Here is a 22,887-nt window from a genome sequence, read left to right on the forward strand (position 1 = left end):
TTTTTATCGACTTACTTCGCAACAAGGTCTAGTGCTGCTTGAAGCTGTTTATCGGATTTTTCAGAGCGAATTTGCTCAAGAAGCTTTGTTTCAATTGATTCTGCTGTTTTTGTATCAATTTCACCTGTCACACTCAGCTTATTCTTCTGCTGGAATGATTTCACAGCACTTTCGGTGTCTTTGCTGAAATAACCGTCCGAACGCTTCGGATCATAGCCAAGTCCTTTCAGCATTTGCTGTGCACTTTTCACCTGTGTGCTTGTTGTGTCCACTTTTAATGGCTTTTCAATTTGAATCGGTGTTGCATAATAATAGTCAGGCTGATTTACTTTTACCGTTGGCTGAATTCCTTTTTTATGAATCCAGTTCCCATCTGGTGTTAACCATTTAAAGAACGTAAGCTTTAAGCTGCTTCCATCCTTCATTGGAACAGCCTGCTGAACCGTACCTTTTCCGAATGATTTTTCACCTACAAGCGGATAGCCACCTGCTTCTTTTAACGCACCTGCTAAAATTTCAGAAGCGGACGCACTGCCACGGTCGATTAGTGTCGCAATTGGATAGTCCTTCTGTTTTTTCAACTCAGAGAAGAAGCGTTGCTTATCACCATCACGCTCTTGAATTTGAACGTATGGCTTTTTGCCCGTTACAAGCTGTTTTAAAATATCTTCTACGCTTTGTAAGTATCCACCTGGGTTACCACGAACATCAATAACTAGACCATCAATGCCCTTTTTCTCTAATTTGTTAAGCTGTGTCGTAAATTCTTTCGCCGTATCTTCTGAGAACGACGTAATTTCTAGGTAACCGATTTGCTTACCGTTGTCTTTTTTAACGGAACCATGAACCGTTTCGATTGGAATTTCGTCACGAATCACATCGATTTTAAGCGGATCTTTTGCACCTGCGCGCTGAATTTCAAGCGCAACCGTAGATCCTTTTTTCCCGCGAATCTTTAATACGGCTTGAGAAAGGTCAAGTCCTTCTGTTGTTTTTCCATCAATGCTTAAAATCTTGTCATTTGGCTTCAAGCCTGCTTTTTCAGCAGGAGATCCTTTAAATGGAGCAACGATCGTTACTTTTCCATCCGTCATACTTACTTCTGCACCAATTCCTTCAAATGAGGAATCAAGTGACTGGGTGAACTGCTGAGACGTCTTTTTATCCATGTAAACGGAATAAGGATCATCTAACGTGTCAACCATCCCTTGGATCGCTCCGTTTAACAACTTGTCTTCATCGACGTCTTTATAGTATTGATTTGAAATCATGTCGTACACTTGCTTAATCTTTGCAAACTCTTTGCTTTCGTTTGTGCTTGTGCTCTTTTCATCCGAATCTGAGCTTACTACTTTACTGCTCATCGCAGGTACCGTAGCTTGTTCATTCTTGTCCGCAATTTCCATGCCTGCGTATGTACCGCCTGCACCAACGGCAAGAGAAAGTGCCATTAATAAGGCCACGACTTTTTTATTCAATTATGCTCAATCCTCCTCAAGGCTGACTCATCTCTTTTTATTATAGTAGATTCTAGCAAAAGTATGTAATAAAAAGAAGAACGTTGTATAAATATTATAGAAAAAAGCCGACTTGTTAGGAAAAATCCCTAGTCGGCTTTTTTATAGATGATTAGAAGTTAATGTAACGTCGTGGGTCTACCGCATTTGATTTGCTCATATTCCACGGTCCTTCGTGAAGCTCAAAGTGTAAATGAGGACCTGTTGAATGTCCGGTACTTCCCATATATCCGATCTGCTGTCCTTTTGATACAGATTGTCCAACAGAAACTAAATATTTTTCCATATGTGCATATACGGTTGTATACATTTTTCCATTAATAGAGTGAACAATAAAGACACAGTTTCCGTAAGAACTCGAATGATACGCACGAACGACCTGGCCATCTGCTGCTGCTACGATTGGCACTTCGCTTGCACGCTTCCCAATGTCTACACCGTCATGGTGAGTTCCCCAGCGTCCACCAAATTCTGATGTGACAGGACCTGCTGCTGGACTCGTAAAGTTTCCTGCTGATGTGGCTGGCGTTGGTGCTGCCGGTGCTGGTGCTTCCTCAACTTTTTCTACCGCTTGAGGCGTTCGTGCTGCTGCTTTATGCTGCTTTAGAGCTTCTTTTCTCGCTAATTCAGCTGCTGCTTGCTTTTTCGCCTCTTCGCGCTTACGCTCTGCTTCTTTTTTCTCCCATGCCGCAAGCTGATTTTTATATGCCGTCTCCTGATCAGCTAGAAGCTTGTCTTGATCTTGAAGAGAGAGCGTTTCCGTATGCTCGTGAACCTCACTTACTTTTAGTGAAGACATCAGTTTGTTTTTCTCATCCACTTCACTTTGAAGCTTTTTGCGAAGATGATCAAGATCTGTGAGCGTTTCTTGAACCTCTTCTAGCTCTTTTTGAACTTCCGCTTCCTTTTGCTCACGGTCCTTCTTATCTTTTTCGTGTTGCTCTAGGAGATCTTTGTCCGCTTGAACGATCGTTCCAACCGCATTCATACGGCTAATAAAATCAGAAAAGCTTTGTGCGCCTAATAGAACGCCCAAGTAATCCATGCTTCCCCCATTTTGCTGAAAGGAACGAGCGCGATCTTTTAACAGCTCTGTTCGCTGATTAATTCGCTCTGTTAAGGCTTGAATTTCTTTTTTTAGCTGATTGATTTTGTCTTGTGTTTCCTTCAGCTCTACTCGCTTGGCACGAACTTTATCACTTGTTTCTTCGACTGATTTATCAAGTCTCTCAATTTCTTTATCAAGCTTGCTTTGTTGATTTTGAAGGCTCTTAATTTGGTCTTGGTGTGTTTTAAGGTCTTTTTGAAGATTTGATCGCTTTCCTTGAACATCATTGATTTTGTTTTGTAAATCTTGACCGGCTGCATACGCGTTTGTACCAGAAAAGGTGAATACGCCACTTAAACCAATCGCAACAGCTGTCGTAACAGCTAGTTTTCGACTTTTCATGTCTTCTTCTCCCCCAATTTCCGTTTCTTGATGACTTAGTCATACAAATTCCTAGACGTAAAACATCTAGGAATTTGTGGTCTTCATATGTAAGCCGAACGAATGACGTTCGGTCGATCTAGCATTATGTCACTTATTTATATAAGAATTTACGAACTGAAATTAAGCTTCCCCAAACCCCGATACAAGCACCGATTACAGCTAGTACAGCTGATACTTGCAGAACAAATGGGAAGGTTGGTAATAGCTGAACAAACGGAAGGGATTGAATGACCTTCGGCTTGATGCTGTCATATAAGAAGCTATACGACACGGATATAAGAATGATTGGGATGACCGAACCAATTAATCCGATGAATAGTCCTTCTAAAAACAGCGGCCAGCGAATGAACGAGTTTGTGGCTCCTACTAATCTCATAATCTCAATTTCATCTTTCCGAGCAAAGATCGTAATTTTAATCGTATTTGAAATTAAGAACATCGCCGTTAAGACAAGTGCAATGATTAACGCAGCACCGATATTACGTGCTACCTTCAATACTTTAAACAATTTCTTAACTTCTTCTTGTCCATATTGAACCTTCGTTACGTGAGGCAGCTCTTTCATTTGAGTCGCCGTCTTTTCAACGTATTTCGGTTCTTTCGTCTTCACGATATAAACATCACTGAGTGGATTATCCTGTTCAAATAGCTTGAACGCACTTCCATCGTCCCCAAAGCTCTTAATAAGCTTTTTCAATTCTTCTGCTTTTGAAGAAAATGTTACGCTCTCTACATATCGATTTTCTTTAATCTTGCTTTGCATTGCCTGAATGTCAGCCTGTGACGTAGATGGGTCAATGTAGAGCTTCATTTCAACATCGTCTTCAATAGAAGAAGCAAAGTTATTTAAATTAAGTAGTAAAACAAGAAATACTCCTACAAGGAGTAACGTTACCGTTACGGCACTTGCAGATGCAAAGGTCATCCAGCTGTTACGACCTAAGCTTTTTCCACCTTCACGAAAATGGCGCCCTAATGTCCTAGCTTTCATAACCGTAATCACCTCTTACTTCATCGCGAACAATCTTTCCATTCTCTACAGCAATGACGCGTTTACGAATTGTATTTACAATTTCACGGTTATGTGTAGCCATTAAAATCGTTGTTCCCGTTTTATTAATTCGATCAAAAATGTCCATGATCTCCCATGATGTTTCTGGGTCTAGGTTTCCTGTCGGCTCATCGGCAATAACCACTTTTGGTTTGTTGACGATTGAACGAGCAATCGACACACGCTGCTGCTCCCCGCCCGATAACTCATCTGGAAGTGAACGAATTTTATGCTTCAATCCAACAAGATCAAGCACTTCTAACACACGCGCTTTGATTTTTTCAGGATGTTCTTCAATCGCTTCTAAAGCGAATGCTACATTTTCATAAACAGTAAGCTTTGGTAGCAATTTAAAATCCTGAAAGACAACGCCAATATTACGACGGAAAATCGGTACGCGACTACTCTTTAGCTTTGCCACGTTCACGCCATTTACATTGATCGTGCCTGTACTCGGCTTTTCTTCACGGTACATCATTTTGATGAACGTTGACTTACCGGCACCACTTGGTCCTACTATGTAAGCAAACTCACCTTGATGAATTTTAACGTTAATCCCATTAATCGCTTTTACACCATTTGGATACGTCTTATGTACATCCTTCATTTCAATCATATTTATCACCTTAACTAACGGTTTTTATTTTTCTTACCTCTCTTACTCTCGTAAACTCAATGTTCTTCCTCTTTAAAATGTCGAAAACTCCTGTTGTCGGGGCTCCCCCTTCGACATGCCCCCTCATTATAACATCTAAAAATTACATGATAAGCCCCAAAAATATTACAATTTCATTTCAAGTATACCAAAAGTATGAATTTATAGGTTTTTTTAACATTTTTACCTAGGTATTTCGATGTCATTTTACCGAGTAATTTGATTTCTTTACTTTTAACTTTTCGACAAAAAAAGACAAGGGGTCTGTCCCCCTTGCCGTTTTATTTTTTCTTTGATAGCCATTCTGCTACTTTATCAGCATCTTCGCCTTCAATCACGTTTTGAGGCATGGCTCCTTTTCCGTTTGCAATAATGTCACGAATTTCATCCTTTGAGTACTTGCTGCCGATTTTTTGAAGACTCGGTCCGCCTGCACCTTCTAAATTACCACCGTGACACGTTGAACAATTTTGCTTGGCAATCGTCTCAGCGCTCTGCGTCGACTCGCCGCCTTTATCATCACTTCCGCCGCCACATGCTGCTAGCGCAAGCGACGTTCCTAAAAACAATACCGCTATTCTTTTTTTCATCGGTTCTCCTCCCTTGATGATTGGAAAATTATTCTCTCATTATATCCTAGTTACGCCTGTTTGAAACCCTCTCCCAATACATCGGAGGCATCTGTAATAATGACAAAGGCTGTTGGATCAATTGCTTTGATCATTTGTTTCAATTTTGTGAATTCGGTTTGATCAATTACGACCATTAATACAGGGCGCTCGGTATCAGTATAGCCACCCATTGCTGATAATCTCGTGACACCACGATCAATTTCATGCAGCACCGCTTTTCGTACATCTTCTTCCTTTTGTGTAATGATAAGCGCCATTTTGGAACGTCTTACCCCAACTTGGACGAGATCAATCGTTTTACTCGTTACATAAAGACCAATTAGCGCGTACAGTCCTCGCTCTAGGTCAAAAACAATCGCCGCCGTTAACACGATAACACCGTCAATAAGCGCTACGCACAGTCCAAGAGAAAGCCCTGTGAATTTATGAATGATTTGAGCCGCAAGATCCGTCCCACCCGTTGACGCTTTTCCTCGAAACACAATTCCAAGACCAAGTCCTACTCCGACTCCCCCAAATAACGCTCCTAGCAGCGGATCATGTGTGGCTGGTTCCATGTGTTTTGTGACGTATACAACAAATGGTAAAAACATCGTTCCAATTAGCGTTTTCGCTCCAAACTGTCTTCCTAAAAAGATAACGCCCGCAATAAACAGCGGAATATTTAATGCCCACTGCACATAAGCAGGCTCCCAACCTAACGTAGCGTCTATAATCGTACTAATCCCACTTACCCCACCAGATGCTACTCGGTTAGGCAGCAAAAAACAGATTAAATGCGATCGCGACAAGCGCTGACCCCACCAGTATGTACAAAATTTCAAACAGTTGCTCCATTCTTGTTGAGTAAAGTCTTTCTCCCTTTTTCTTCACGTACGTGCTCCTCCATCCAATTACTTCATTAATTCTGTAGCGTAAGAAAGAACCCTAAAAAGTAACGAAGCCCACGCATCGTAACGATGCATGGGCTTCTACAAAAAGGGTCGATCTACACGTCCCGTTTTGTTCTTATAGCTGTGAACGTAGGTAAGCATCAATAAACGGATCAAGTTCTCCGTCCATTACGCTGTTTACATTCCCGATCTCTGTGTTTGTACGGTGGTCTTTTACTAAAGAATATGGGTGGAATACGTATGAACGAATTTGGCTTCCCCAACCGATTTCTTTTTGCTCACCGCGGATTTCCGCAAGCTCATTTTGTTGCTTTTCAATTTCTAATTGATAGAGCTTCGCTTTTAACATTTTCATTGCTTGCTCACGGTTTTTAATCTGTGAACGTTCTGATTGACACGTTACAACCGTATTGGTGGGTACATGCGTAATACGAACCGCTGAATCGGTTGTATTGATATGCTGACCGCCGGCACCGCTCGCACGGTACGTATCAATTTTAAGATCTTCTGTACGGATATCGATTTCGATGTCATCGTTTAGCTCTGGCATCACTTCACATGAAACGAAGGACGTATGACGGCGCCCTGATGAATCAAACGGTGAAATACGCACAAGACGGTGTACGCCTTTTTCAGCTTTTAAGTAGCCGTACGCATTGTGACCTTTAATAAGAAGCGTAACGCTCTTAATTCCAGCCTCATCACCAGGTAGGTAATCCATCGTTTCCACTTTGAAGCCTTTTTTCTCTGCCCATCTCGTATACATACGAAGAAGCATTGAACCCCAGTCCTGTGACTCCGTTCCACCAGCACCTGGGTGAAGCTCTAAGATGGCATTGTTTTTATCATGAGGTGCACTTAGTAAAAGCTGAAGCTCAAAGTCATTTACCCCAGCAGAAAGCTCTTTAATTTCTGTTTCAAGCTCTGCCGCAAGCTCTTCATCATACTCTTCTTTTACAAGCTCGTAGGATACTTGAAGGTTTTCATGTGAGTCACTTAAGTTTGTAAACTCATTAACCTGATCTTTTAACGCATTCGCTTCATTAATAACCACTTGTGCGGCCTGCTGATCGTTCCAGAATTCTGGATCAGACATGCGCTCATCTAGTTCTGTAATACGGGCTTTCTTGTTATCGAGGTCAAAGAGACCCCCTAAAGTCCGCTAATCTCTTAGCTGTTTTCTCAAGCTCTTGTCTAATTTCTACTAAATCCATATTCGACACCTCTGTTATTATTTTCATTGTTTGTCTGAGAGCAACCACACGAAATCGCCCACTCAGAATCTCCATATCTACAGGATATCCATGAAGGGGCGATTTCACCAGTGCTTTCATTTATTTCATCCTAAAAAGGATTCATAATTTAACTTATGCCTGCTCTTTTCCACAGCAGTTTTTGTATTTCTTGCCGCTTCCACAAATACACGGATCGTTACGACCTACGTCTAAATGCTTTACTTTTGGCTTTTTCTTCGCAGGAGCACTGTCATCTGAATTGTGAACAGCCGCCTGACCTTTTGCTACCTCTTGGCGCTCAAGGTTTTGACGAATTTCAGCCTTCATAATGTATTTTGATACCTCTTCTTCAATGGCTGCGACCATGTTCTCAAACATCGCAAATCCTTCAAATTGGTATTCACGAAGTGGATCTGTTTGGCCGTAAGCGCGAAGGTGGATACCTTGACGAAGCTGATCCATCGCATCGATGTGATCCATCCATTTTGAATCGACAGAGCGAAGCACCACAACTTTCTCAAATTCACGCATTTCTTCATCAGGAAGAAGCGCTTCTTTTTCGTCGTAGCGTTCTTTCACTTTCGCAAAGATGAGCTCGATCATCTCCTGTGGATCTTGACCACGAAGCTGTTCTTCCGTTACGTCGCCTTCTTCTAACAGATTACCATGTAGATAATCAATTACGGCTTTTAAGTTCCAGTCTTCATCAAGCTCTTCACGCGGTGTGTTCACTTCGACCACACGACGAATCGTTGCAAGAATCATTTGCTCGACGATTTCACGCAGATTATCTGAGTCTAATACATCAAAGCGCTGTTTGTAAATAACCTCACGTTGCTGACGAAGAACATCGTCATATTGAAGAAGCTGTTTACGTGCATCAAAGTTATTCCCCTCAACGCGTTTTTGCGCAGATTCAACCGCACGTGTCACGATTTTACTTTGAATTGGCTGTGTATCATCCATGCCAAGACGCTCCATCATGGCACGCATGTTATCAGAACCAAAGCGGCGCATTAATTCATCTTCCATTGAAAGATAGAATTGTGATACCCCTGGGTCCCCTTGACGTCCAGAACGACCGCGAAGCTGGTTATCAATACGACGACTCTCATGACGTTCTGTACCGATTACTGCAAGACCGCCTAATTCTTTTACACCTTCACCAAGCTTGATATCCGTACCACGACCGGCCATGTTAGTCGCGATCGTAACCGCCCCAATTTGACCAGCATTTTCAATGATTTCCGCCTCACGCTCATGCTGCTTCGCATTTAACACGTGATGTGGAATACGCTTGCGTTTTAGAATATTCGATAATAGCTCAGATGTTTCAATCGCAACCGTACCAACAAGAACAGGCTGTCCTTTTGCATAGCGCTCTGCGATGTCTTCAGCTACGGCAAGGAATTTCCCTTCCATCGACTTGTAAATCAAGTCTGCACGGTCATCACGGGCGATATCACGGTTCGTTGGGATCACGATAACGTGCATGTTGTAAATGTTACGGAACTCTTCTTCCTCCGTTTTCGCTGTCCCTGTCATACCAGAAAGCTTTTCATACATACGGAAGTAGTTCTGGAACGTAATCGTCGCAAGCGTCATGCTTTCGTTTTCAATTTCCACGCCTTCTTTTGCCTCAATCGCTTGATGCAACCCGTCGCTAAAACGACGACCTTTCATTAGACGACCTGTAAATTGGTCAACGATCACAACTTTCCCGTCATCAACTACGTAATCAATGTCATTATGCATCGTCACATGCGCTTTTAGGGCTTGGTTAATATGATGGTTTAACCCAACATGTGCGATATCAAATAAGTTGTCAATTCCAAAAGCGCGTTCTGCTTTTGACATTCCGTCTTCTGTTAACTGAACGCTTTTCGTTTTCACGTCAAACGTGTAGTCATCCTCTTGTTTTAACGTACGAACGAACGCATTCGCCTGAATGTAAAGCGCCGCTGATTTTTGAGCAGAACCCGAAATGATAAGCGGTGTACGCGCCTCATCAATTAAGATGGAGTCAACTTCATCAATTACAGCAAAGTGAAGTGGACGCTGTACCATTTGCTCTTTGTACAGAACCATGTTGTCACGTAGGTAATCAAACCCAAGCTCGTTGTTTGTGCTATACGTAATATCTGCATAATACGCTTCTTGCTTTTCTTCACGAGACAGGCTGTTTAAGTTCAAGCCTACCGTTAAGCCTAAAAATTCATATAAACGTCCCATCTCACCAGCATCACGGCTTGCAAGGTATTCATTGACCGTTACAACGTGAACGCCTTTTCCTGTGATTGCATTTAAGTAAACGGGCATCGTTGCCGTTAACGTTTTACCTTCACCGGTTTTCATTTCAGAGATATTTCCTTCGTGTAAAGAAATCCCCCCCATAAGCTGAACCTTGTATGGGAAAAGACCTAATACACGCTTGGCTGCTTCACGAACAACCGCAAATGCTTCAACAAGCATCGAGTCGAGCGATTCACCGTTTTGATAACGCTGCTGAAAGTCAGCTGTTTTTTCACGAATTTGATCATCACTAAGCGCAGCCATTTGTGAGCTTAACGCATCGATTTGGTCCGCTCTTTTCGCTAAACGATTAACATGGCGCTGGTTGCCATCGATAACTTTCTTAAAAATTCCAAGCATCTTAAAACGCTCCTCTTTAATTCAAAGAATTTATTTATAAGACTATAGTTAATGGTTTCAAAGTTTGGGTAATACTATAAGTGAATTCGTCTGTCTTCATCGCCTGTTTTTACGATGATCATCCTCTCTTTTGTCTCAACGTATAGGGAAGATCGTTGGATCATTTTTTATGAACGAACCTATCTCAACTACCGATCATTTCCTTAGGACTAGAGGCATATTTCCTGCACTTATTTTTCTTCTAGCTCGATACATATTATTGTAATACATTTTGAACTAGAATAACATGATATTCATACCTTCTATATTATAACAACTCAGCACTTTATACAATTTTCCCCCATTTTATTTGTCAGAAAAGGCAAAAAGCGTAGCCAAATTGGCTACGCTTCCTACCGTGCATTTTTATATTCAGTTAGTTAGGTTCAATTAAACCGTAGCGACCATCTTTACGACGATACACAACGTTCGTTGAATTTGTCTCTGCATTCGTAAATACAAAGAAGCTATGACCAAGCATATTCATTTGTAAAATGGCTTCTTCACTGTCCATTGGCTTCAGGTCGAATCGCTTGTTACGAACTAATTCAAGATCGTCCTCGTCCTCTTGGACTGCCACTGCCGTCGCTTCGCCTTCTAAGTTTGCAAATACGTGCTTAGCGCCGCCTTTTTCGCGAACGCGGCGATTTAGTTTTGTTTTATGCTTACGAATTTGTCTCTCTAATTTATCTACGACCAAATCGATGGCTGCATATAAATCGGTATTTGTTTCTTCGGCACGTAACACTAAATCACTCATTGGAATTGTTACTTCAATTTTTTGGTCGTTGTTATAGACTTTCAAATTGACATATACTTCAGATTTTGGAGTGTCGTTAAAGTATCGTTCGAGTTTGCTAATCTTTTTCTCTACATAGTCCTTAATTGCTGGAGTTACTTCAATATTTTCGCCACGAATGTTATATAACATAAATGGACTCCTCCTTTATCATCCAAGGTATACTGTTACATTTCTACATTACCCGACATATTCCCTCCTTAAACCACAAAATTTATTGAATATTTAGTTAACTTAATCAAAGTGTATGAATAAAAACATAAAAAATGCCTTCTCCGTAAGGGAAAAGGCACGAAAATCTTAGTGAACGAGGTGCTGTGAGAGCGGCTCATAGACACCTTTCATCCAAGCACGATAAACGGGTGAGAGTGATTCTTTCACGATCTGCTGTTTGGCATTTTGATCTTCCATTTTATCTTCAAGCTTTAGGCACTCGATCAGCACGTCTTTAAATTCGTTGAAGCTCTCGACTAGAGCTGGATCTTTCGCGAAAAGATCACGGAAGCGCACGTGTGTCTCTTCAAGCTCCATAAACGCTGTGATGATGTCGCTTAACACGACATCTCCTTCTGTTTTTTCATAGTCGACAAAACTTTCTTCAACATAATCAAAGCCTTCTTCGACCGTCTCTAAAAGAGCTAAATATTCTTTCACCGCACGTACTTGGCTATCTGCTAATTTCATCTGTGTTCCTCATTTCTTTTTATCATAAAACGTTCCGTCCATTAAGGACAAATTGGCATATGGGTTGGCGTAGTGATTTGCCTGCTTCTTTTTCATACGAAGCCCCCGAATATCTCCCATTATAGCATGCTTTACCGCTTTAAGCTTTTCATCTATTACTTCATTCATCTTCATAATACGTAGCGCTCGTTCTTTTTCATCTGCTGTATTCGGAGGCTGAATCGCTGATAGGATTTCTTCTCGTTGATCAAGCAATCCATCAATCTTTTCAATATACCCTTCTCGCTCTGGTTCCATAACAGGCGTATGAAGATGATCGTATAACGATTTCGTCAGGTCGTACAAATTATCAAGTGAAGAACTCATTTCCACCACTACTCTTTCTGTCGTTGTTTTATAAAAGCGAATAGGACTTGACCACCTCTGGGTCAAGTCCTATTCATTTTCCGTTATGCCTGACCACCCTGTCTATGGGTTTGTTGGCGATTAAGCTGAATAACCTGCTTCCACGTATCACGAAACTCGGTTACGTAGCCCTCTACTTCTTCTAAAATTGCCACATCATTTTTCATATTGGCTTCCATCAGGCGGCGATTCATATAATCATACATCACCATCATATCTCCACTAATTGTGACATCAGTGTTCAGCGTCACCATAAACTCTTGGATAATTTTCTGTGCCTTCAATAAATTCGTATTTTTTGCTTCAATATCCTTTTGCTCAATCGCCTGCTTGCCTAATTTAATAAACTTCAAGCAGCCGTTATAAAGCATAAGCGTTAACTCTCCCGGTGAGGCCGTATTCACACTGTTTTGCTGATATGCCTGATAAGGATTATTCACTGCCATTTTGAGTATACCTCCGTTTTTTAACCGCTAAATTGCTGCGTAATATAAGCGCTTTGTTGATTGGCTCTTTGGATTGCCTTTTCCATTGCCGTAAACTGACTATAGTATCGATTTTCCATTTGTGTAAGGCGATCCTGGAAGCTATCGATTTGTTTGTTCATCGTGTCAAGCGTTCGACCGAGGGAGAACTTTTGGTTCGTCCATGATGTTTTCCCTGCTTTTTCTTCCACTTTTCCAATTGTACTTGTAATCGTTTGAACAAGACGATCCGCAATTCCCATCGTGCTTTTCGTTTTCTTATCGCCATCAGCATTAAAAAGTTGTGCTACAGCATTTGGATTTTCTGCGATTTTACTGCGAAGCTTTGATTCATCGTTAATGATGAGCTTCCCTTTATCAAGGTAATTTGAAGATGTTGTGATCCCTAAATCACTTAGTTGTGAAAAGCCTTGAAGAGCCCCTGCAAGTGGCGTATAAAAGTCTGTACGCATCGTGTTTATTCCAGATGATAGGGAAGAATCTCCTCGAAGCAGACCACTTTTCGCCTTTTCTTCCCAAAGTTCAATATCTTTATCTTTCATATCTTTTTTTTGCTCATCAGAAAGAGGCACATAATCTCGATACCGTTTTTCTTCCAACTTTCCATTGATAGCTTCAATTACTTCATTATATTTATTAACAAATTTAACAATACTATCAAATGTAGAATCCGTATCAGTTTGTACAGTAATAGTTTCTGGCTTAGTTGTAACACTCTTGAGATTCAATTGTATATTATTTAGCGTGTAACTATTTGAGGGAGAATTAATCGTTAAGCCCCCATTATAAGTAAATTCTGCATTTTGTGCCTTTTTTGGAACAGTCATCTGTAATCCTGCACCAAACAAAGTTCCACTGGTTTCATTAATACTAATTTCATTGCCGGAGCCATTGAACTTACCTGTAATAGTTCTCTCCATTACAAATTGTTTAGAAGACGAATCATAAAAAGCTCTCACACCCAAGTTTGCTTCATTAATTTTGTTAATTACGTCATTTAAGCTCTCCGTATCGCCATCTGCAGTAATACGCTTGCTGATTGCTTCGCCTTTTTCGTTAAAAGTACTAATCGTAAAATCAACAGTTTGTACACTGCTAAATTGACTACTCAACGTTTTAGTAGGATCGAAAGTATTATCCAAAGATTTACTAGTTTGCATTTCAGAAGCAGCTAACTGTTTTACTTCAATAGAATACGTCCCACTAGCGGAGTTCGGAGAAGCTGTAGCTGTTACAGCCCCATCGTTGGAACTTGTTGTTTTCTTAGACACGTAGGTTTTTTGATAATTCATATCTTTCGCCATTGTCAGTAGTTCATTTAGCTTTGTATTTATGTCTCGATATGAATCACGTTGCCACTCGGTCCACTGTTTCTGTTGCTTCATTTTATCTAGAGGTACTTTTTGAGCTTTCATCATATCACTGACCATTTGATCAATATCCATGCCGCTCGCTAATCCACTAATACGTGTTACCATGCGCTCCACCACCTTTAAATTTTCTTATCAAAAAGGATTCCTAAAAACTTTGTCATTTCAGCGTGCATATCCAACATCTTTTTAGATGGAATTTCACGCAAAACTTCTTTTGTTTTGTCGTCAATAACCTTAACGTAATACTCTTTAGATTCTTCATGCAGTTCAAACTTTAAGGAAGTATGAGTAGGTTGCACAAAGTTGTTCATTGCTTCTATTACTTCACTTAATTTCTTTTTAGAAGGTTGTTTATCTTCAAGCAATTCTTGAGTTTTATGATCTTTTTGTAACTCTTTATCTCTATTTATTTTAGTGTCTTGGATGAGATACTTAGATGCTGATGAAGTGGTTTTATCTATCACACTATATTCCTCCACCAAACAACAGATTTACCATATATATCGGTAAAAAGGAAAAGACGTTTAGCAAAAACACTTTTAAAAAAAGGAATAAAAACCCAAAATTTATTATTTAATAACTCATGATGAATTTTATATAGTTTAATCCATATAAAATCTTATTAAACTTTTCATTCAGAAGGTAAAAGAGAAGCTAAAAAACAGCTTCTCTTCCCATAAAAACTTTATACGATTAACGTAATAATTGAAGTACACCTTGAGGTTGTTGGTTTGCTTGAGCAAGCATTGCTTGTGCGGCTTGGGAAAGAATTGAGTTTTTGGTTTGTTCCATCATTTCTTTTGCCATATCAACGTCACGAATACGAGATTCCGCAGCCGTTAAGTTTTCAGAGGATGTGTTTAAGTTATTGATGGTGTGCTCTAAACGATTTTGAACGGCTCCTAATTTAGCACGCTCGGAAGATACGTTTTTAATTGCTGTGTCTAAAGATGTTAAACCAGCAGAAGCACCTGCTGACGTAGAGATATCCAGCCCAGATAACCCTAATGCTGCAGTACGCATATCGCTAATTCCAAAGTTAATCGTTTGACCACGGTTAGAACCAATTTGGAACGTTAAGCCGCCGTTTCCACTAGCTGAAGTAGAAGCTTGATCTAATCCAAGGTCTTTAACCGTTGTTTGACCGTCACGATCCCAGAAGGAAACTGTTCCGCTCTCGCTTGAAATTTTGAAGCGACCATCTTCTGTTACCGTAACTGCAACAGCTTGTAGGAACCCTTCTTGGCCAGCTGTTTTACCTTGAGTCGTGTTGTATGACGTAATACCAGCATTAATTGCTGTTTGTAGCGTAGAAGCAGCAGCGCTCATAGAAGTAGTACCGTTAGTGATCGCTGCACCAGTAGCGGCTGTTTGAATGTTAATGCCGTTAATGGTGAAGTCAAATTTTGTGGCGTTCGCAACAGTTGAACCGTTGTACGTGCTTGTTCCTAAGTTCGCTGCGTACGTACCAGCTCCTCCGGAAATATCCCCAGCTGTATTAGAAAGAACAAGTGCACCAACGCCAGTTGCGGCGCTGCTTGTGAATAAAGATACGCCAGAGCTTGTTCCCTTGCTTCCGCTTTCTAACACGATTTTACCTGAAGAAAGGTAACCGTTAACGTGCTGAACAGTTGCACCAGCAGCGTTTGTTGCATTGTAGTTGTCAATTGCTGTGTTTAACGTGTTTGTTAAAAGGTCAGCAGTTGCTTCTTGTGTAGCCGTAGAATCACTGCTCATGTCACGCTTTAAGCTGTCTTTTTGAGCTTGAGTTAACAGTGTACCCCAGTCTACATCAATATGATGACCATCAATTTCAAACGTGTCTTTTCCAAATGTTAACGTAGAGTTATCAGCAGCTAAGTTTTGGGCAGCTGTCATTTTACCAGCGGCTAGCTTAGCGACAACAGAGCTGATTGTAGAGTTAGATCCCACAACAGATCCTGCGCTCTTTTGTGTTCCGTCTAATAATTTTTGCGTATTGAATTCAGTTGTGTTTCCAATACGATCAATTTCTTCTTTTAATTGTTTGATTTCATCTTGAAGGGCTTTGCGGTCTTCCGTTGTATTCGTTCCGTTAGCGGATTGGTCAGATAGCTCACGCATACGCTGTAGGATTGAGTGTACTTCGTTTAAACCACCTTCAGCTGTTTGAATCATGGAAATACCATCTTGTGCGTTACGAGAAGCTTGGTCTAATCCACGTACTTGAGCACGCATTTTTTCAGAAATGGCTAGACCTGCTGCATCGTCTCCAGCACGGTTAATACGAAGGCCAGATGCTAATTTCTCCATTGATTTGGACTGTGCACCTGCAGCCGTTGATAATTGGCGGTACGTGTTTAACGCCGCGATATTGTGGTTAATTCTCATGGTGTTTTTTCCTCCCTGGAATATAAGGTGAACTTCCGTTTTCACCTAATGTAAAGTGGCGTCTCTTCTTTACTGGAAAGGATTGCACCAATAAAAAAGACGACTGAATGGTGTACCTAAAAAATATTTTAGGTACAATCATTCACTCGTCCATGAGTGTCTTATGAAGAGGAGGAATCGCGTTTTTCGTAGATTTCTCCGCGCACGATGGAAATATCCTTTGGCGCTTCAATTGCTAATCTGAGCTGTCCGCTATCACTCTTGACCACTTTTACAATGATGCAGTCATCAATGACCACATACTCTCCTGGCTTACGACCCACTACTAACAGAGGAACTCCTCCTTTTAACTCAGCTACAAAGAACAATATATGAGGACTAAATAGTACTTATTACTTGTAGTTTATAGTATGCAAATGGAAGCAATTTGCGATTAGTAGTTTTGCGGAAAATCATCTATTTTCTCTATAAACAAAAAAGCACTTTTGATTCTTTAAAAAGAATAAAATGCTTTCGTTTATACTTCTAAATGGTTTACGTAACAGAAATATCTAGTGATGACTATCAGTCATTAAAGTAGAGATTGTATCTTGTCCTTCACTCTCCCATCAAAGATCGCACCATCAATCATTGCGCCTCTCCAAACTTTATTTTCAAGGTTTGCACCTGTAAAATCAGCACCACTAAAAATACCACCTGATAGATTCGCTCCTGAAAACTCACCGTTTGTAAAATTTGCTTTTCTGCATGAACGTTCAACAAATTAGCATTATAAAAATGAGCTTTTTCAAACTTATTCTCACTTAAATGAGCGTCGCTAAAGTCGACTCCGCTAAAATCAGCTTGCTCCGCATCGATATGCTTGAAGATCGCACGGTGAAACGTCCCATTGTAGAATATCTTTTGAAAAATTAGCATTATACATCCGACAATCAACCATATAAATATGTTCTAAATTACAACTTCTAAAATCAGCTTTGGCAAATTCTCCATCGAAAAAAAGATGTGCTAATAAAGGAAATGATCATCTGTTTAGTATAAACGGATAAACAAAGATTCGTGTAAGACAATGATGTATAGAAAAAGACAAACCCGTTACAGGGTTTGCCTTTTTAGTTTTGAGTTAAAATAGCCGTCTCGGAAAACGTATCATAGCCATTACAGTGTGAAAGCTTACGTACCTTTTGTAAATCACTCACCGTCGTGTTCTACCGTTTTCAAAAAGGACTGCACGTCCTTGACGCCCCCTCCTTTTATTATCCCTTTTCTTGAAGCTGTGGAGCTAATAAGCTGGAGCTTTTTGAGCGTATAGTAAACGATTAACATAACGTATTCATCAAAAGGACGTGCCTGTGAAAAATGAAGTTTTTTATAAAACTGACATTCTTATAAGAAATTTCCCCAACTTAAAGGTGTTCCCGCATTTATATCCTGCTTTGCTTTTGCTTCTAAAACTTGTTCATAATACTTTGGTTTTAGACCATTTCCTGGCCGAATTACTCTGATATTTTCTTTAGTAAACCTCTCTCCGGATTTTATATCTCTAGTCACATATATGGACCTTCTAAATTTTAAAGAATCTTTTTCTTTCTCTGTTGGTCCATACGTAACAGTTCCTAATGCTTGTAATGCTTTATTTGTTTCTGATACTAACATTGTTAGTTCTTCTGGCTCCATAGAAAAAGCAGAATCCACTCCACCATCCGCTCTTCTAAGAGTAAAATGCTTCTCAATAACAGTAGCTCCTAACGCAACACTTGCAATAGCTACTCCTGTACCCATTGTATGGTCGGATAACCCTACTTGGCATCCAAATAATGCTCTCATATGCGGAATTGTAGAAATATTAGTATTTTCAGGTGTTGCTGGATACGTACTAGTACATTTTAACAAGACCAAATGCTTACATCCTGCTTCCCTAGCTGTCCTAACAGTTTCATCTAATTCTGATAACGTAGCCATGCCCGTAGAAATAATCATGGGTTTACCCGTAGACGCAACTTTACGAATAAGAGGTAAGTCATTATTCTCAAAAGAGGCAATCTTATACATAGGAACATTTAATTCTTCTAAAAAATCAACCGCTGTTTCGTCAAAAGGCGTACTAAATGGTATCAAACCCAAATCCCTACATCGATCAAATATAGGTTGATGCCATTCCCATGGCGTGTACGCCTGTTGATACAATTGATAGAGGGTGTTACCTTTCCACAAACTGTCTGCGTCTTCTATTTTAAAATCATCATTATCCATATTTAACGTCATAGTATCTGCGGTATAAGTTTGGATTTTTAACGCATGAGCTCCAGCTTTTGCTGCAGCTTCTACAATTTCTAGAGCCCTTTCCAACGACTGATTATGATTTCCGGACATTTCTGCAATAATAAAAGGTTCATGACCCTCACCGATCATTTTCCCTTGTACCATAAATTCATTCATATCTCTATCCCTTTCATTTTCTGTTGTAATGGTTCTTTTCTTTTAGCCCACTCATCTTTGGTAATGGCCATGAGAAAAATATTAACCACCTCATTTCTTTCTGTTAAACTTTTCTCTATATGTTTTTCCAAGGAAAAACCTAGCTTTTGATGAAATAATCTACTTTTTTCATTAAATGTAATTACTTCTCCGTATACAACCTGAAGTTTTAGAACATCAAAAATAAAATCTAACCCTAGATATCCCATAAAGATTCCTAATCCTTTTGGAGAGTCTTTTTCGCCAATATAAAAACCCCAATAACAAGATCTATCGTTATCATTTATTTGATTTATTGAAACCATGCCTAAAGGTTTTCCTTTAAAGGTAAAAATTTTCACTATAGATTTGCTCTGTAATTGGTAAGCCTCATACCACTGAATATGCTCTGACCAAGAAATGAAATTAGAGTTATACATCATACTGCGAATGTGTTCTTGGTTTCGCCACTTCCAAATCAAAGAAAGATGACAGGTCTGTAAATCCTCTAAGGAAAATTCATTTAATATTGTCATATTGTACAGCCTCCGATATGACAGTTGCTAACGGTTTACTATTAACATAAACTCGATCTACCAAAATACTAGCGGCTTCAGCCATCTTCTGAAGCTTTTTTCTATCACTGTTTAATTCCAAAAGTGCATTTAAAATGTGATCTGTTTTTACATCGGTATAATATCCTAGATAGTAAATAGCCCCTTTTTCACTGACAGCTTTTGTCGATTGGATTTGATTATCAGCTACAGCTATTATTATAGAAGGCAAGCCTAGGTAACAACGTTCCCAGGTTGTGGTCCCACCTGCACCTATACATAAATCTGCATCAGCCATAAATTTAGAAATGTTCTGTACTTGGCAGTAATAATTCATATTTTCCCGACATTTACAGTAAAGTTCAATTTCCTTTTGTCTTGGATTAGCAGATCCTACAATAACATTAATATTTACCTTTACCGTTTCTGAAAATATACTTAATGCTTTTAGTGCTTTTAAGGTTTCTCCAGTAGGATCTGTGCCTCCAAAGAAGACTAAAATATTCTCTATTTTACCCGTGTGTTGCTTTCGATCAAAATCAGTATTCAAAAATTCATCTCTAAGTAAAATATATTCAGGTCCTAAAAAGGGCTGACAAAAGTCAGGAATGAGTCCCTCATAACGCTTTTGATAAGAAGAAGTATAGTTTTGATCTAGCAGGTAATCGCAGTAATGCTTACGATTTGCTAGGTCATCAATTACTAATAGTTTTGGTGCAGAGGTTTTTAATACGGATTCCCACCTATCATCTAGACCATAATGATCAAGAATAACTAAGCGGAGATGGAGTTTTTCTTTTTCTAAAACTAACCTTGTTTCTTCAACATCAATTTCCCACTTTCTTTCATACCACTCTAAATCGCCTTCACCTAAACTTTTAGCTCTTAAAAGATAAACACTAAATCCTTCATCTTGAATTAATGAGTGTACAGATCCCTCAAGATCCCGACAAATAAAAAAAGATTGGATATTAAATGTTTTTAATTGGTTTGCTAGAGTAAGACACCTCATTACGTGTCCTGTTCCAATTTCAATTGAGCTATCTACACGAAATCCTACTTTCATTTCTAATGCCCTTCTCTTTTCAATAATTAATATGTTTCTATAGTTAGAGGCTTGTATAAATATGATTCTCTTTTAGCATTCCACTCACGTCTAGTGATGCCCATCCGAATAACATTAAAATATTCTCCATTTTTAAAAATATGGTCCATAAGTTTTCCTTCTATTCTAGAACCGAATTTTTCATGGATTTCAATCACTTTTTCATTAAATTCAAATACTTCACACCAGAGCTTGTTCATATTTAACTCAAAAAAAACATAATCATATATATTACATTCCAAAATGCGAGCTAGACCTTTACCTCTTGCTCGAATATCACCTATATAGTAAGCCCAAGATGCCTGTTTGTGATTGTAGTCAATATTATTTACGCTCAGTACTCCTACGTCGACACCATCTTCAATCTCTATAATCCAATATTTTTCGTTACTATTATTTTCACAAATTTTCTTAAGCCATTTTTGCTGATTTTCAATTGTTAAAATAGGGTCCGTATACATATACCTTGTAACTTCAGGAGACATTCGCCAATCCATAATCATTTCAAGATCTTCTTCCTGTATTTTTCTTAACTTCACTACCATTACGATTACCGCCTTATCCTCAAATCATAATTTTCTTTTGCTCAACATGACTATTAATATCCGCCCAGTCAGGATTTTCCCTAAGTAAGTTAATAATTTCCTGGAAGGGAAAGGGACTAATATCTGTGTATAAGTTCTGAATCACTATTTTAATAAGATCAAAATCTTCAGGCGTATCAACGGTCAGACGATACTGACTGTAATTTACTTCATTTGTTACGCTCAAAAGAGAAAACTGCTCTGGATGACTATAAATGTAAGATGTGACATGTTCACGGTGAGGTAGAGATATAGCTTGTTCAAACACCTTTTTTAGTACATCATATGAAAAAACTTCTGTATCAAACCCTCTTGGATACGTACGAGTAATTGTATTGGAGGCGTAATCTGGTTTCTTTTCAAGAAAACATTGAATGACCTTGTCAATTTCATCATGATGAATTACAGGACAATCTGATGTCAAGCGAATGACTACATCTGCTTTATATTGAGTCGCAGCCTCATAGTAACGAGTTAATACATCATGTTCTGATCCCCTATAATAGGAAATTCCTATCTTTTCACAAACCTCTACAATTACATCATCTTGTTTTTTTGTAGTTGTGGCTACTACAATTTCATCTATAAAAGCTGATTGCTTCACGCGAATAATTTGATGTTCAAGTAATGACCTTCCCATTACTTTCTTCATTACTTTTCCTGGCAAACGAGTAGATCCCATACGTGCTTGGATAATAGCAATAATTTTCATAATAGCACCCGCCTATGATTGTCTATAATGGTTAATAGATTGCTTAACAGCCCTAATAACATCTTGCACGTCTTTCTCTGTCATTGCCGGAAACAAAGGTAAAGAAATCATTTCTTCATATAAACTCTCAGCCTGAGGACATAATCCTTTCGAATAACCAAGCCCTTTATAAAAAGGATGCAAGTATACAGGCAAATAATGAACATTTACACCTATATTCTGTTTTTGAAGGGCTTCAAATATATCTTTTCGAGTTCCAGACAATCTGTCTGTTTTTAAACGAATTACATATAAATGCCAACTAGAATTACCATCAATATGCTGAAAAGGTAGAATGACTTCCGGTAAAGACTCGAATGCTTGATTATATAATGTTACATACTGTCTTCTTTTTTCTATGAACTCATTTAGTTTCTTCATTTGACTAATTCCTAAAGCAGCTTGAATATCAGTCATCCGATAGTTATAACCTAAAAACTGCATTTCATAATACCAAGGTCCTTCATCTTTCGACAATAACTTTCGATCACGAGTAATACCATGAGAACGGAATTGGATTAATTTCTGATAGTATCTCTTATTATTTGTCGTAATGATTCCACCCTCACCTGTCGTGACGTGTTTGACAGGATGAAAGCTAAACATTGTCATGTCGCTTAAAGCTCCGACTCTGTTTCCCTGATAAGTAGCACCTATTGCATGTGCTGCATCTTCAATCACAATCAAGTTATGCTCTTTTGCTATTTGATGTATCGATTGTAAATTTACAGGTTGACCTGTGAAATGCACAGGAATAATGGCTTTAGTCTTTGGAGTAATTTTTTTTTCAATATCTAAAGGATCAATATTATATGTTTGATCATCAATATCAGCAAAAACAGGAACTGCTCCCTGATATAGTACACAGTTAGCACTCGCAGCAAATGTCATAGCTGTTGTAATGACCTCATCTCCTTCATTAATTCCTGCTGCATAGCATGCGCCATGCAAAGCAGCCGTTCCATTTGAGAAGGAAACTGCATACTTAGTGCCAACGTAATCCGCAACTGTATGCTCAAATTCTTCTATATAAGGACCTGTAGTTAAATAATTACCTCGAAGAACTTCTACTACTGCGTTGATATCTGATTCATCAATTGACTGCTTTCCATAAGGAAGATAATTTTCTCGAATTTTAACAAATGACATATTCT

23 protein-coding genes and 3 pseudogenes are annotated in these 22,887 nt (G+C 39.2%); all 26 read right to left on the reverse strand.

The features are described 5' to 3' along the window. Positions 1-11 precede the first annotated feature (11 nt). The 26 genes and pseudogenes from IE339_RS22115 to pseC all read right to left on the reverse strand — a co-directional run bounded on the left by IE339_RS22115 (position 12) and on the right by pseC (position 22,882). The gene (locus IE339_RS22115; protein WP_242171556.1) at positions 12-1,478 is read right to left on the reverse strand and encodes a S41 family peptidase; all 1,467 of its coding nucleotides are present in this window, start codon (positions 1,476-1,478) and stop codon (positions 12-14) included. A 151-nt stretch (positions 1,479-1,629) separates the two neighbouring features. Further along, complete coding sequence (locus IE339_RS24715; protein ID WP_277933927.1) at positions 1,630-2,967, reverse strand: murein hydrolase activator EnvC family protein; 1,338 nt, start codon at positions 2,965-2,967, stop codon at positions 1,630-1,632. Positions 2,968-3,100: 133 nt separating this feature from the next. Then, positions 3,101-4,000 (reverse strand): permease-like cell division protein FtsX, encoded by a 900-nt coding sequence (gene ftsX, locus IE339_RS22125; RefSeq protein WP_242171558.1) that lies wholly within the window; start codon positions 3,998-4,000, stop codon positions 3,101-3,103. After that, complete coding sequence (gene ftsE, locus IE339_RS22130; RefSeq protein ID WP_242171568.1) at positions 3,990-4,676, reverse strand: cell division ATP-binding protein FtsE; 687 nt, start codon at positions 4,674-4,676, stop codon at positions 3,990-3,992. Before ftsE ends, ftsX begins: the two co-directional genes overlap by 11 nt. 320 nt (positions 4,677-4,996) lie before the next feature. Continuing rightward, positions 4,997-5,305 (reverse strand): cytochrome c551, encoded by a 309-nt coding sequence (cccB, locus tag IE339_RS22135; protein ID WP_053403606.1) that lies wholly within the window; start codon positions 5,303-5,305, stop codon positions 4,997-4,999. A gap of 50 nt (positions 5,306-5,355) precedes the next feature. Next, positions 5,356-6,184 (reverse strand): annotated as a pseudogene (locus tag IE339_RS22140) (YitT family protein). Positions 6,185-6,355: 171 nt separating this feature from the next. Continuing rightward, a protein-coding gene (gene prfB, locus IE339_RS22145) for a peptide chain release factor 2 (RefSeq protein WP_242176281.1) occupies positions 6,356-7,454 on the reverse strand; the annotation gives its coding sequence in 2 pieces (ribosomal slippage) (positions 6,356-7,390 and positions 7,392-7,454; 1,098 coding nt in all). Then, positions 7,380-7,574 carry a hypothetical protein gene (locus IE339_RS22150; protein WP_242176300.1) on the reverse strand — a complete coding sequence of 65 codons (195 nt, stop codon included), beginning with the start codon at positions 7,572-7,574 and terminating at the stop codon, positions 7,380-7,382. The genes prfB and IE339_RS22150 overlap by 75 nt, the downstream gene beginning before the upstream one ends. Positions 7,575-7,607: 33 nt before the next feature. Beyond that, positions 7,608-10,127 (reverse strand): preprotein translocase subunit SecA, encoded by a 2,520-nt coding sequence (gene secA, locus IE339_RS22155; RefSeq protein ID WP_242171674.1) that lies wholly within the window; start codon positions 10,125-10,127, stop codon positions 7,608-7,610. Positions 10,128-10,542: 415 nt separating this feature from the next. Beyond that, a complete protein-coding gene (hpf, locus tag IE339_RS22160) occupies positions 10,543-11,097 on the reverse strand; it encodes a ribosome hibernation-promoting factor, HPF/YfiA family (protein ID WP_242171677.1) in 555 nt (184 codons plus the stop codon). A 168-nt stretch (positions 11,098-11,265) separates the two neighbouring features. Then, positions 11,266-11,649, reverse strand: coding sequence for a DUF8042 domain-containing protein (locus IE339_RS22165; RefSeq protein WP_242171681.1), 384 nt, complete (start codon positions 11,647-11,649; stop codon positions 11,266-11,268). Positions 11,650-11,658: 9 nt separating this feature from the next. After that, positions 11,659-12,015 (reverse strand): flagellar protein FliT, encoded by a 357-nt coding sequence (locus IE339_RS22170; RefSeq protein ID WP_242171684.1) that lies wholly within the window; start codon positions 12,013-12,015, stop codon positions 11,659-11,661. Between the two features lie 83 nt (positions 12,016-12,098). Continuing rightward, a complete protein-coding gene (fliS, locus tag IE339_RS22175) occupies positions 12,099-12,500 on the reverse strand; it encodes a flagellar export chaperone FliS (protein ID WP_242171695.1) in 402 nt (133 codons plus the stop codon). A 20-nt stretch (positions 12,501-12,520) separates the two neighbouring features. Next, the gene (locus tag IE339_RS22180) at positions 12,521-14,017 is read right to left on the reverse strand and encodes a flagellar hook-associated protein 2 (protein WP_242171699.1); all 1,497 of its coding nucleotides are present in this window, start codon (positions 14,015-14,017) and stop codon (positions 12,521-12,523) included. 14 nt (positions 14,018-14,031) lie between these two features. Then, a complete protein-coding gene (gene flaG, locus IE339_RS22185) occupies positions 14,032-14,376 on the reverse strand; it encodes a flagellar protein FlaG (protein WP_242171709.1) in 345 nt (114 codons plus the stop codon). Between the two features lie 229 nt (positions 14,377-14,605). After that, positions 14,606-16,282: a flagellin N-terminal helical domain-containing protein gene (locus IE339_RS24720; RefSeq protein WP_277933928.1), complete on the reverse strand. Its 1,677-nt coding sequence runs from the start codon at positions 16,280-16,282 to the stop codon at positions 14,606-14,608. Positions 16,283-16,443: 161 nt separating this feature from the next. Then, a complete protein-coding gene (locus IE339_RS22200; RefSeq protein ID WP_242171724.1) occupies positions 16,444-16,605 on the reverse strand; it encodes a carbon storage regulator in 162 nt (53 codons plus the stop codon). A gap of 248 nt (positions 16,606-16,853) precedes the next feature. After that, entirely contained in the window at positions 16,854-16,973 is a 120-nt protein-coding gene (locus IE339_RS24830) for a pentapeptide repeat-containing protein (protein ID WP_397428631.1), read from the reverse strand. A gap of 80 nt (positions 16,974-17,053) precedes the next feature. After that, positions 17,054-17,152, reverse strand: a pseudogene (locus IE339_RS24835) (pentapeptide repeat-containing protein); the annotation flags it as partial. Next, positions 17,121-17,231: pseudogene (locus tag IE339_RS24840) on the reverse strand (hypothetical protein); the annotation flags it as partial. The pseudogenes IE339_RS24835 and IE339_RS24840, both read right to left, overlap by 32 nt. 437 nt (positions 17,232-17,668) lie before the next feature. Next, on the reverse strand, positions 17,669-18,721 hold the full coding sequence (pseI, locus tag IE339_RS22210; protein WP_242171735.1) for a pseudaminic acid synthase: 1,053 nt from the start codon (positions 18,719-18,721) through the stop codon (positions 17,669-17,671). Next, positions 18,718-19,275 (reverse strand): UDP-4-amino-4,6-dideoxy-N-acetyl-beta-L-altrosamine N-acetyltransferase, encoded by a 558-nt coding sequence (gene pseH / locus IE339_RS22215; RefSeq protein WP_242171750.1) that lies wholly within the window; start codon positions 19,273-19,275, stop codon positions 18,718-18,720. Before pseH (IE339_RS22215) ends, pseI begins: the two co-directional genes overlap by 4 nt. Then, positions 19,259-20,359, reverse strand: coding sequence for a UDP-2,4-diacetamido-2,4,6-trideoxy-beta-L-altropyranose hydrolase (gene pseG, locus IE339_RS22220; protein ID WP_242171755.1), 1,101 nt, complete (start codon positions 20,357-20,359; stop codon positions 19,259-19,261). The genes pseH (IE339_RS22215) and pseG overlap by 17 nt, the downstream gene beginning before the upstream one ends. A 26-nt stretch (positions 20,360-20,385) precedes the next feature. Continuing rightward, a complete protein-coding gene (pseH, locus tag IE339_RS22225; protein WP_242171767.1) occupies positions 20,386-20,943 on the reverse strand; it encodes a UDP-4-amino-4,6-dideoxy-N-acetyl-beta-L-altrosamine N-acetyltransferase in 558 nt (185 codons plus the stop codon). 19 nt (positions 20,944-20,962) lie between these two features. After that, a complete protein-coding gene (locus IE339_RS22230) occupies positions 20,963-21,694 on the reverse strand; it encodes a cytidylyltransferase domain-containing protein (RefSeq protein WP_242171794.1) in 732 nt (243 codons plus the stop codon). A 12-nt stretch (positions 21,695-21,706) separates the two neighbouring features. Then, complete coding sequence (gene pseC / locus IE339_RS22235; RefSeq protein ID WP_242171807.1) at positions 21,707-22,882, reverse strand: UDP-4-amino-4,6-dideoxy-N-acetyl-beta-L-altrosamine transaminase; 1,176 nt, start codon at positions 22,880-22,882, stop codon at positions 21,707-21,709. Positions 22,883-22,887: the final 5 nt, after the last annotated feature.

It is taken from the genome of Priestia koreensis, assembly GCF_022646885.1.
GTDB lineage: Bacteria > Bacillota > Bacilli > Bacillales > Bacillaceae_H > Bacillus_AG > Bacillus_AG koreensis_A.

Bases quoted from the DNA above. Each gene is read 5' to 3' on its own strand.
- ftsE (WP_242171568.1), bottom strand. From the start codon at position 4,676: ATGATTGAAATGAAGGATGTACATAAGACGTATCCAAATGGTGTAAAA.
- IE339_RS24720 (WP_277933928.1), bottom strand. From the start codon at position 16,282: ATGAGAATTAACCACAATATCGCGGCGTTAAACACGTACCGCCAATTA.
- secA (WP_242171674.1), bottom strand. From the start codon at position 10,127: ATGCTTGGAATTTTTAAGAAAGTTATCGATGGCAACCAGCGCCATGTT.
- hpf (WP_242171677.1), bottom strand. From the start codon at position 11,097: ATGTTATATAACATTCGTGGCGAAAATATTGAAGTAACTCCAGCAATT.
- pseH (WP_242171750.1), bottom strand. From the start codon at position 19,275: ATGACAATATTAAATGAATTTTCCTTAGAGGATTTACAGACCTGTCAT.
- pseC (WP_242171807.1), bottom strand. From the start codon at position 22,882: ATGTCATTTGTTAAAATTCGAGAAAATTATCTTCCTTATGGAAAGCAG.
- IE339_RS22170 (WP_242171684.1), bottom strand. From the start codon at position 12,015: ATGAGTTCTTCACTTGATAATTTGTACGACCTGACGAAATCGTTATAC.
- cccB (WP_053403606.1), bottom strand. From the start codon at position 5,305: ATGAAAAAAAGAATAGCGGTATTGTTTTTAGGAACGTCGCTTGCGCTA.
- IE339_RS22230 (WP_242171794.1), bottom strand. From the start codon at position 21,694: ATGAAAATTATTGCTATTATCCAAGCACGTATGGGATCTACTCGTTTG.
- pseI (WP_242171735.1), bottom strand. From the start codon at position 18,721: ATGAATGAATTTATGGTACAAGGGAAAATGATCGGTGAGGGTCATGAA.
- IE339_RS22150 (WP_242176300.1), bottom strand. From the start codon at position 7,574: ATGAAAGCACTGGTGAAATCGCCCCTTCATGGATATCCTGTAGATATG.
- fliS (WP_242171695.1), bottom strand. From the start codon at position 12,500: ATGGCAGTGAATAATCCTTATCAGGCATATCAGCAAAACAGTGTGAAT.
- IE339_RS24715 (WP_277933927.1), bottom strand. From the start codon at position 2,967: ATGAAAAGTCGAAAACTAGCTGTTACGACAGCTGTTGCGATTGGTTTA.
- IE339_RS22180 (WP_242171699.1), bottom strand. From the start codon at position 14,017: ATGGTAACACGTATTAGTGGATTAGCGAGCGGCATGGATATTGATCAA.
- pseG (WP_242171755.1), bottom strand. From the start codon at position 20,359: ATGAAAGTAGGATTTCGTGTAGATAGCTCAATTGAAATTGGAACAGGA.
- ftsX (WP_242171558.1), bottom strand. From the start codon at position 4,000: ATGAAAGCTAGGACATTAGGGCGCCATTTTCGTGAAGGTGGAAAAAGC.
- IE339_RS22165 (WP_242171681.1), bottom strand. From the start codon at position 11,649: ATGAAATTAGCAGATAGCCAAGTACGTGCGGTGAAAGAATATTTAGCT.
- pseH (WP_242171767.1), bottom strand. From the start codon at position 20,943: ATGGTAGTGAAGTTAAGAAAAATACAGGAAGAAGATCTTGAAATGATT.